Source organism: Polaromonas sp. P3_C2 (genome assembly GCF_056402675.1).
In genome coordinates this window covers 1-6,809 of sequence record NZ_JBFUGX010000192.1, presented here as the reverse complement: position 1 = coordinate 6,809, position 6,809 = coordinate 1, and the positions used below count along the sequence as shown (strand labels likewise).

The window sequence follows — 6,809 nt, the reverse complement described above, 5'->3', positions numbered from 1 at the left end:
TCCCAGGGCCGAAGCGCTTCAGGCGCTGAACCAGGCCGTCGCCGGCAGCCCTGAAATACAGGATGAATCCGACCTGAAGACCCGGCTGGTCGCGCTGGACGATTTTGAAATCGGCACGGCACCGGCCTCACGCGCTTTTGTTCATGCCCAGCTACGATTGCTGTCGGGCCGCACGCCGGAAGCCAAGAAGGACCTGGGCGCGCGCATCGCTGACGTGCTGCGCCGCCTGACCCCGCGGCCAGCGGGCGTGATGGTGCAGCTGAGCGTGGAGATGGTGGACATGGACCGCGCTTCCTACGTCAAGGAAAAGCTTTAACGGTTTTATACGAGCCGGGCTCAGACAAGGGTCGCGCCTATCCAGCCCCTGAGGCTGTTCACAAAAGCCCAGGCCTCCACCGTTGCCAAGGCGTCGACCCGCACGACAGCTTCGCTGAGTCGGCCTTCCTGCAAGGCCAGCGCGCGCCCCACGCCCGGCAGCAGCCCGCAGGCCAGCGGCGGCGTGACCCAGCGGCCCGCCACCCGCATCGCGATGTTGCCGCGTGTGCATTCGGTGATCTCGCCCTCAGCATTCCAAAGCACGCTGTCAAACACGTCAGGTGCTGTGGGCGTGAAGGCGTCGTAATGCGCGCGGCGTGTTGTTTTAAAGCGCACAAATTCGCCGTGAGCCACCTCCAGCGGGCGGCGGGCCAGTTGCAGGCGCACCTGGGGCGGCGACGGCTCCATGGCATAAGCCTGGCCAGTGAAATTTCCACTGGCACCGAGCAGTAGCCGCACGCGCCAGAGGCCCTGCGGGTGCGCCTCGGCCAAGGCCTGCAGGCACGCATGGGCTTGCGTCGCATCCCATCGGTGGCCAAAGTGGGCAGCAGAAGCGGCCATGCGCGCCAGGTGCACATCCCTGTGGCGCAGCTGGCCGGCGTCCAGCGCCAGGGTTTCCAGAATCTCGAAGGGCATGCTGGCTCGCTCCAGAAAGGCCTGCTTGTGGTGCCACTCCTGCCATTCTCCTTCAGCCACGGAGCCCGAGGTGATGCCGCTGCCGATACCGCAGCAGGCCTGGGCGCCGCGCAGGCTGACGGTGCGGATCGGCACATTGAAAGTCGCCGCGCCGCCGGGTTGCACCACGCCGATGGCCCCGCAATACACGCCGCGCGGCCCGGCTTCCAGTTCACGAATAGCCTGCATGGCGTGCACCTTGGGTGCGCCGGTGATCGAACCGCAGGGAAACAGCGCGGCAAACACCTCGGCCAGGCTACAGCCGGGCCGCGTGCGCGCCTCAACGTCGGAGGTCATCTGCCATACCGCAGGCAGCGCCTCGATGTGAAACAGGCGCGGCACGCGCACGCTGAAAGGCTCGGCGATGCGCGACAGGTCATTGCGAAGCAGGTCCACGATCATCACGTTTTCGGCACGCTCCTTGACTGACGTTCGCAGCGTCTCGGCCTGGGCGGCGTCACTCTCGGGGGTCGTGCCGCGCGGCGCCGTGCCTTTCATCGGCCGTGTCAAAAGCTGGCCGTCGCGCCAGTCAAAAAACAACTCGGGCGACACCGACAAGATCTGCTCATCACCCGTATCCAGGAAGGCCGCATAACCGCCGGGCTGCGCGCGCTGCAGGGCGCCAAACAAGGCATGGGCCGGCGCGGCATTCTGGCCTGCCGGCAGCCGGCCAGTCATCTGGGCCGTGAAGTTAACCTGGTAGTACGCGCCGTTGGCAATCGCCCGTTGCAATGTGTCGAGCGCCTCGTCAAAAGCCGGGCGATCCAGCCCCGGTTGCCATTGCACCTGCACATCGGCGCCTGGCACGGTCTGTGGCCATGGCAAGGCTTCGTCATATACCGCAAACCAGGCTAGCGGCCCGTCCGCATCGTGCGCGGCCAGCGCAGCGTCAAAAGCCGGTGCGGCTTCATAACGCAGGTAACCCACACACCAGGCGCCCTGCGCGGCAGCGGCCTGCACGGCATCCAGCACCGGCCGTACCTCATCGAGCGTGCGCGCCACCAGTACCGCACGCGGCGCACCAAAGGCACGGCGCAGGCGCGGGGCTGTATTGTCATGCGGGTCTGAAAAATCAATGCATGCGGTAATAGGGGTCATTCAGGCCTCTAACGCATACCTGGCGGGCGCAAGCAGCTATCAAAACAGTAGCATCTAGGTGCCGGAACCCGGCGTCAGGCCGCACCGATATGCGGCACCAGGCCTGCGGTGGGCCGGCCGTTTTTCAGGGCGGCGGTGAAAGCCAGCATGCGGTCAATCGGCAGCCGGGCACGCAATCCCAGCGCGGGGTCAATCTTCACCTCATGCGCACCGGTTTCCAGCACATGAGCCAAACCGGCCAGGCCATTCATGGCCATCCACGGGCAGTGCGCGCAGCTTTTGCAGGTGGCGCTGTTGCCGGCGGTCGGCGCTTCAATAAACACTTTACCGGGGTTGAGCGTGCGCAGCTTGTGCAGCATGCCGTTGTCGGTCGCCACAATGAATTCGCGCGCGTCCATCTCACGCGCCGCCTTCAAAATTCCCGAAGTTGAGCCCACCGCATCGGCCAGCGCCACCACATCCGCAGGGGACTCGGGGTGCACCAGCACTTTTGCGCCGGGGTGCTCTTTTTTCAGGGCCTGCAGTTCAAAGGCCTTGAATTCGTCGTGYACGATGCAGGCGCCATTCCAGAACACCATGTCGGCACCGGTTTCGCGCTGGATGTAGCTGCCCAAGTGCCGGTCGGGCGCCCAGAGGATTTTTTGGCCCTGGTCTTTGAGCGCACGCACGATGTCGAGCGCGCAGCTGGATGTCACCACCCAGTCTGCCCGCGCCTTCACAGCGGCACTGGTGTTGGCATACACCACCACCGCGCGGTCCGGGTGGGCATCGCAAAACGCGCTGAATTCATCCACCGGGCAGCCCAAATCAAGCGAACAGGTCGCGTCGGGGTCAGGCATCAGCACGCGTTTTTCAGGTGAAAGTATTTTCGCCGTCTCGCCCATAAAGCGCACACCCGACACCACCAGCGTCTGTGCCGCATGGTCACGACCAAAGCGCGCCATCTCCAGCGAGTCCGACACCAGGCCGCCGGTTTCTTCGGCCAGGTCCTGCAGGTCGGGGTGTACGTAGTAGTGCGATACCATGACGGCGTTGCGGGCCTTGAGCAGTTCGCGGATGCGGGCCTTCAGCACGGTGCGCTCGGCCTGCGTGGGCTCGGCCGGCACACGGGCCCAAGCCTGGTGCGTGCTGCAAGCCGCGCCCTCGGGCTGCTCGTAGTCCACACGGATGACGGGCAAAACCACGCTCATGCCGCCACCGTGCTCTCGGCGTCAAAGCGCATGGAAAAATCAATYGCMCGSACRTCCTTGGTCAGSGTGCCGATGGAAATCCGGTCYACRCCGGTTTCGGCCAGGGYGCGCAGGCCCTCCAGGGTGACACCGCCCGAAATTTCCAGAATCGCTCGCCCGTTGTTGATGCGCACGGCTTCTTTCAGGTCGGGCAGGCTCATGTTGTCGAGCAGCACCATGCGCGCACCGGCATTCAGCGCCTGCGCCAGCTCGTCCAGGTTCTCGACCTCAATCTCCACAAAATCGGCCTGCGCGGCGACATCAGCGGCGCGTGCCAGCACCTGCGCAATGCCGCCCGCGGCCGCGATGTGGTTTTCCTTGATGAGCACGGCGTCGTACAAACCCACCCGGTGGTTGGTTCCGCCGCCCGCGGCAACCGCGTACTTCTGCGCCAGCCGCAGGCCGGGAAGAGTTTTGCGCGTGTCCACGATAGCGGCCCGCGTGCCTTTCACGATGTCAACATAAACAGCCGTTTTACTCGCAACGGCGCTTAACAGCTGTAAAAAATTGAGGGCTGTGCGTTCAGCCGACAGCAGGGCACGGGCCAGCCCGCGCACCTCAAACACCACCTGGCCGGCTTCGCAGCGCTCGCCATCCAGCACATGCCATACCAGTTGGGCCTCCGGGTCCAGCTGCCGCATCGTGGCTTCGACCCAGGCGCTGCCACACACCACTGCGCTTTCACGTGCCACCACCTGCGCCCGTGCCTGGCGGGTCGGGTCAATCAGCGCTGCGGTCAGGTCGCCGCTGCCGATGTCCTCGGCCAGCGCGCGTGCCGCATCCGCCCGGGCCAAGGCGCCCAGCGCTTCAGTCGTGAAATCAAATGACTTTTTCATAAGTAATCTAAGAAAGAAACCGCGCAGTACCCTGCACTAAACTATTGAGTAGACCTCAAAACTGCCGCGAATGTTACAGCGCCCCTGCCGCTGCCCGCCGCCGGCCCCCTTTCGCCCACCCCGGCGTTTTCCTTTTGCCTGAGTACACCCTCCACACACCATGTTCAGAACACTGCTCAAGTCCAAGATTCACCGCGCTGCGGTGACCCACTGCGAACTCAACTACGAAGGCTCCTGCGCCATCGACGAAGACCTGCTGGATGCCGCCAACATCGCCGAGAACGAACAGGTGCACATCTGGAACATCAACAACGGTGAACGCTTTATCACCTACGCCATCCGCGCTGAGCGCGGCAGCCGCATCATCTCGGTCAATGGTTCCGCCGCGCGGCGGGCTGCCGTGGGCGACCTGGTCATCATTGCGGCGTTTGCGCAGGTGCATGAAGAGCATGTCGCGGGCTTCAGCCCCAAGCTGGTGTTCGTCAATCCGGACAACCGCATCAAGGAGGAGCGCTCGACCATTCCGGTCCAGAAGCCCTGACCCGCACCCGACTCGCGCTTTAGCACCGGCTTGCAGCGCACGCCTGAGCTTTCGCCCTTTCCTCCTCACCACGGGTCTTCATGGACAACCTCTCAATGATCCAGCGCAGCCTGCGCCATGTGTGGCACCCCTGCACGCAGATGAAGCTGCACGAGTCGCATCCCCCGGTACCCATCGCCAGGGCCGAAGGGGTCTGGCTGTACGACTTTGAAGGCCGGCGCTACCTGGACGGCATCAGTTCCTGGTGGGTCAACCTGTTCGGCCACGGCCATCCGCACATCAAGGCGGCGCTGCGCGACCAGCTGGACCGGCTTGATCACGTCATGCTGGCCGGTTTCACGCACCAGCCGGTGGTGGAGCTGTCTGAGCGGCTGGGCGCATTGACCGGGCTGGGCCATGCTTTTTACGGCAGCGACGGCGCCAGCGCCACAGAGATCGCGCTGAAGATGAGTGCGCATTACTGGCGCAACACCGGAAAGCCTGAAAAGTGCCGCTTCATCGGGCTGGCAGGCGGTTACCACGGCGAAACCGTGGGCGCACTGGCCGTGACGGACATTGCCATTTTTCGTGAAGCCTATGCGCCGCTGGTGCGGCTGGCAGCCACCGTGCCCAGCCCCGACGCACGCGGCGCGCAGCCCAGTGAAAGCGCTGCAGACGTAGCACGTCACGCAGCCGCAGACCTGCAAAGCTGGCTGGAGCAGCATCATGCGCAAACCGCCGCGCTCATCCTGGAGCCCATGGTGCAATGCGCGGCCGGCATGGCCATGCACGATGCCGCCTACCTGCGCGAAGCGCGCGCACTGTGCGACCGCTATGAAGTGCATTTGATTGCCGATGAAATTGCCACCGGATTTGGCCGCACCGGCACCATGTTCGCGCATCAGCACGCAGGCATACGGCCTGACTTCATCTGTCTATCGAAAGGCCTCACGGGCGGCACGCTACCACTGTCGGCCGTGCTGACCACCGATACCGTCTACGAAGCGTTTTACGACGACGACGTGGCGCGCGGCTTTTTGCATTCGCATTCCTACACCGGCAACCCGCTGGCCTGCCGCGCCGCGCTGGCCACGCTGGAGCTGTTCGGGCAAACCGATGTACTGGCAGACAACGCAGTCCTGGCCAACACCCTGGACCTGGCCTTCACACCGCTGACTCAGCACTCTGCTGTACGGAACGCGCGCAGGCTGGGCATGATCTGGGCTTGGGACATCGAGCCCACGACGGCGCCCCACTTCGCACGCCGCTACACGCAGCACGCCATGGCCAACGGTGTCTTGCTGCGCCCAATCGGCCACACGGTCTACGCCATGCCTCCGTATGTGATGGACGAAGAGGCGATGGATCACCTGGCGCGCGGCGCCCTGGCAGCGCTTGATGCGACCCTCGCCGAAGAAGAGGGTGCCCATGGCTGAAGCGGCGCACAGGACGGTTTCGATGTTTGTGACCGGCACCGACACCGGCGTAGGCAAAACGCTGGCCAGCACTGCACTGTTGCATGCGCTGGCCCGCCGGCATCTGCGTGTGGTGGGCATGAAACCCGTGGCGGCAGGTACGATGCAGATTGACGGTGTCGACGCCAATGAAGACGTGCTGGCCCTGCGCGCCGCCTCCACCTGCCGCGTACCGCCCGAACTCGACAACCCGGTTCTGCTGGCCGACCCGATGTCACCGCACATCGCCGCGGCGCGCGTCGGTGCACACATTGACATTGCCCACCTGGCGGGCTGCCACCGCCGGCTCGCACAATTGGCCGACGCCGTGGTGGTGGAGGGTGCGGGAGGTTTTCATGTGCCGCTCTCGCCGACCGAAACCGGTGCAGACCTGGCCGAAGCACTGGGCCTGCCCGTGGTGCTGGTGGTGGGATTGCGGCTGGGATGCCTGAACCACGCACTGCTCACTGCGGATGCCATACGCGCACGCTGCCTTACGCTGGCCGGCTGGGTGGCCAACCACATTGATCCCGCCATGCTGGCGCAGGATGACAACATTGCTTTTTTACAGCGGCAATTGCAGGCGCCCCTGCTGGCCACCATCGGCTGGCAGCCCGGCATAGACGCGCGCACAGTCGCCATCAACCTTCCCGACGAATGGCAATAAACATCACTACCACCT

7 protein-coding genes are annotated in these 6,809 nt (G+C 64.5%); 4 read left to right on the top strand and 3 right to left on the bottom strand.

The genetic code is table 11. From position 1 onward, the window contains the following. Nucleotides 1-316, top strand: a 316-nt coding sequence (locus AC1DWI_RS10095; RefSeq protein ID WP_477724770.1) for a 5-carboxymethyl-2-hydroxymuconate Delta-isomerase, incomplete at its 5' end; no start/stop codon positions are given. 20 nt (nucleotides 317-336) lie between these two features. On the opposite strand, the gene pabB is transcribed toward AC1DWI_RS10095, so the two are convergent. From pabB to nadC, 3 genes are all read right to left on the bottom strand, one after another. Beyond that, the gene (gene pabB / locus AC1DWI_RS10090) at nucleotides 337-2,088 is read right to left on the bottom strand and encodes an aminodeoxychorismate synthase component I (protein ID WP_477669790.1); all 1,752 of its coding nucleotides are present in this window, start codon (nucleotides 2,086-2,088) and stop codon (nucleotides 337-339) included. Nucleotides 2,089-2,162: 74 nt separating this feature from the next. Continuing rightward, nucleotides 2,163-3,278: a quinolinate synthase NadA gene (gene nadA, locus AC1DWI_RS10085; RefSeq protein ID WP_477669791.1), complete on the bottom strand. Its 1,116-nt coding sequence runs from the start codon at nucleotides 3,276-3,278 to the stop codon at nucleotides 2,163-2,165. After that, a complete protein-coding gene (gene nadC, locus AC1DWI_RS10080) occupies nucleotides 3,275-4,153 on the bottom strand; it encodes a carboxylating nicotinate-nucleotide diphosphorylase (protein WP_477724769.1) in 879 nt (292 codons plus the stop codon). The genes nadA and nadC overlap by 4 nt, the downstream gene beginning before the upstream one ends. 160 nt (nucleotides 4,154-4,313) lie before the next feature. Between nadC and panD the strand changes: the two genes are divergently transcribed. From panD to bioD, 3 genes are all read left to right on the top strand, one after another. Beyond that, nucleotides 4,314-4,694, top strand: a complete 381-nt coding sequence (gene panD / locus AC1DWI_RS10075; RefSeq protein ID WP_477648477.1) for an aspartate 1-decarboxylase — start codon at nucleotides 4,314-4,316, stop codon at nucleotides 4,692-4,694. An 80-nt stretch (nucleotides 4,695-4,774) separates the two neighbouring features. Next, complete coding sequence (gene bioA, locus AC1DWI_RS10070; protein ID WP_477669793.1) at nucleotides 4,775-6,109, top strand: adenosylmethionine--8-amino-7-oxononanoate transaminase; 1,335 nt, start codon at nucleotides 4,775-4,777, stop codon at nucleotides 6,107-6,109. After that, nucleotides 6,102-6,794 (top strand): dethiobiotin synthase, encoded by a 693-nt coding sequence (gene bioD / locus AC1DWI_RS10065; protein WP_477669794.1) that lies wholly within the window; start codon nucleotides 6,102-6,104, stop codon nucleotides 6,792-6,794. The genes bioA and bioD overlap by 8 nt, the downstream gene beginning before the upstream one ends. Nucleotides 6,795-6,809: the final 15 nt, after the last annotated feature.

Excerpts from the sequence above, each read along its gene's own strand:
- pabB (WP_477669790.1), bottom strand. The coding sequence starts at position 2,088 with ATGACCCCTATTACCGCATGCATTGATTTTTCAGACCCGCATGACAAT.
- panD (WP_477648477.1), top strand. The coding sequence starts at position 4,314 with ATGTTCAGAACACTGCTCAAGTCCAAGATTCACCGCGCTGCGGTGACC.
- bioD (WP_477669794.1), top strand. The coding sequence starts at position 6,102 with ATGGCTGAAGCGGCGCACAGGACGGTTTCGATGTTTGTGACCGGCACC.
- bioA (WP_477669793.1), top strand. The coding sequence starts at position 4,775 with ATGGACAACCTCTCAATGATCCAGCGCAGCCTGCGCCATGTGTGGCAC.